Raw genomic sequence first — 2053 nt, forward strand, 5'->3', positions numbered from 1 at the left:
CTTCTGATGAGCGGCTGAAAAATCTGATAGCCAAAAACCGTCTGCAATCCATTCACAGCAGTGAGCCAACCTTAAATGATATTTTTATGGATGTTACGGGGAGGACGCTGTTATGAGATTGAAAAAGCTGTTTTTATTGGATATGCGCTTTCAAGCCAAATATGGTTTTTATTTTTTATATGCAGTGTTGACGGTAATCTATATAGCAGTGCTTTTTGCGCTTCCCGAAAATTGGAAAGAAAAAGCTGCCGTAATTTTAATCTTTTCTGACCCCGCATCAATGGGGCTGTTCTTCATGGAAGCGATTGTCCTTTTGGAAAAGAGCCAGCATACAACCTGTGCATTGGCAGTTTCTCCTGTTCATGCGACGGAGTATGTGATTGCTAAAGTCAGTTCATTGTCAGCCATCTCACTTGTTGTAGCAGCTATTTTAGCATTAGCCGCAGATGCGGATAATTTACACATTGTGCTTTTTGGCACGTTTATATCCAGTGTGATATTTACATTATTTGGAATAATTGTTGCAACAAAAATTACAAGCCTTAATCAGTTTATATTGTGGACTGTGCCAATCGAAGCCGTTTGCTTTGTTCCTGCAATTTTGCATTTATTTAAGATTACTCCTGCATGGTGCGGGTATTATCCTGTCAATGTTTGTGTGGATATGGTTTCAGGGCATTCTTCGTCCGCAATAGGTTTTTTGGGCGTGGTGGAAACGATGGTAATTCTATTTGTGCTTTCAAGATTTTATGTCTTGAAAATGTGGGATAGCATGGGAGGTGTAAGGCTATGAAAGCAATTAGATTGAGCTTTTTCCAAATGGCAGCAGCTATGCGGCGGGACATGATGTTGTTTGTATCTTGTTTTTCGCCAATCCTTGCAGGCTTTTTCTTTCGGTTTGCCATACCTTTAATAGAATCTGCTTTGACAGATAGCTTTCATATAGCGGCAATTATTTCTCCCTATTACAAGTTGGTTGACATCCTGTTTGCAATGCTGTCATCCACTATGTTCTGCTTTGTTTCAGCAATGATTTCTTTAGAGGAAAGGGATGAAAAGACAGCCGTCTATTTATTCATTACGCCTTTAAGAAAAACAGGTTACATAGTTGCACGGTTTGGCGTGCCTTCTGCTATTGCATTTCTTGCGACTATTATTCTGTTGCCTGTTTTTAAACTGACGCCTCTTTCTCCGCTTACCATTTTATTGCTTGCGACGGGAGGAACCTTGCAGGGCATGATTGTTGCATTGCTTGTACTGACGGTTTCATCAAACAAGCTAGAGGGTATGGCAGTAACGAAGTTATCTACGCTGACTATTTTTGGCGCTGTTATCCCGTTTTTCATTACATCAGATATACAGTATGTAATATCTCCGCTACCCTCTTTTTGGATTGGAAAAGCGATTTTAGAAAATATGCCGCTTTATATGCTGCCCGCATTTGTTTTATCTGCTATGTGGATTTGCTTTTTGTTTAAACGCTATTTGCGTAAAATCTAGGAAGAAATAAGAGAATAAGCATCTGCTTTATGAAAGAAAAGGATTTGACATTATGAAAACAGAATGGTTGCTTTGCCCAATCTGCGGAAATAAAACGAGGTTGCAAATACGGGTGGACACAGAATTAAAAAATTTTCCTCTTTTTTGCCCTAAATGTAAACAGGAAAATTTCGTTGATGTAAAAAAATTACATATAAAAGTTATCAAGAAACGATTTGAATAAAGTGAAGAGCCAGACGCATAAGACGCAGAGCCGATGAACAAGTGAGTACGTTATCTCGCAGTTTGTTGGCTCTTTTTTAGTAGGATATAAGTTTGTAAAGCAAACGCCCACCATAATAAAAAAACGGTGTTTTGGTGGGCGGTATTGCTATGCCCGAAAAGACTTAACAGACACTCTCCAGACCTGTTTTAAGTTTGGAGATTTTTTATGTCTTTTTTTCGGATAGTAATCTGTCTGTTCATACAATGCAGAGTTCCAGAATCTTTTCCCAGATCCCCTTGTCACGCCACCGGCAGAAACGGCGGTGTACATTCTTCCAGTTCCCATACG

At 39.4% G+C, this 2053-nt stretch carries 3 protein-coding genes and 1 pseudogene; 3 read left to right on the forward strand and 1 reads right to left on the reverse strand.

Annotated elements, in window-relative coordinates; all coding sequences use genetic code 11:
- Positions 1-112: 112 nt before the first annotated feature.
- Genes D1841_RS17105 through D1841_RS17115 form a run of 3 tightly spaced genes read left to right on the forward strand, consistent with a single transcriptional unit; the run spans position 113 to position 1723 of the window.
- Complete coding sequence (locus tag D1841_RS17105; RefSeq protein WP_160644880.1) at positions 113-793, forward strand: ABC transporter permease; 681 nt, start codon at positions 113-115, stop codon at positions 791-793.
- Positions 790-1500 (forward strand): ABC transporter permease, encoded by a 711-nt coding sequence (locus D1841_RS17110; protein WP_160580138.1) that lies wholly within the window; start codon positions 790-792, stop codon positions 1498-1500. Before D1841_RS17105 ends, D1841_RS17110 begins: the two co-directional genes overlap by 4 nt.
- A gap of 52 nt (positions 1501-1552) precedes the next feature.
- Positions 1553-1723 carry a cysteine-rich KTR domain-containing protein gene (locus tag D1841_RS17115; protein WP_201751363.1) on the forward strand — a complete coding sequence of 57 codons (171 nt, stop codon included), beginning with the start codon at positions 1553-1555 and terminating at the stop codon, positions 1721-1723.
- Between the two features lie 244 nt (positions 1724-1967).
- Here the strand turns inward: D1841_RS17115 and D1841_RS17120 are convergent.
- Positions 1968-2053 (reverse strand): annotated as a pseudogene (locus D1841_RS17120) (IS5/IS1182 family transposase); the annotation flags it as partial.

Source organism: Neglectibacter sp. X4, assembly GCF_009917365.1.
GTDB lineage: Bacteria > Bacillota > Clostridia > Oscillospirales > Acutalibacteraceae > Acutalibacter.

Excerpts from the sequence above, each read along its gene's own strand:
- D1841_RS17105 (WP_160644880.1), top strand. The coding sequence starts at position 113 with ATGAGATTGAAAAAGCTGTTTTTATTGGATATGCGCTTTCAAGCCAAA.
- D1841_RS17110 (WP_160580138.1), top strand. The coding sequence starts at position 790 with ATGAAAGCAATTAGATTGAGCTTTTTCCAAATGGCAGCAGCTATGCGG.
- D1841_RS17115 (WP_201751363.1), top strand. The coding sequence starts at position 1,553 with ATGAAAACAGAATGGTTGCTTTGCCCAATCTGCGGAAATAAAACGAGG.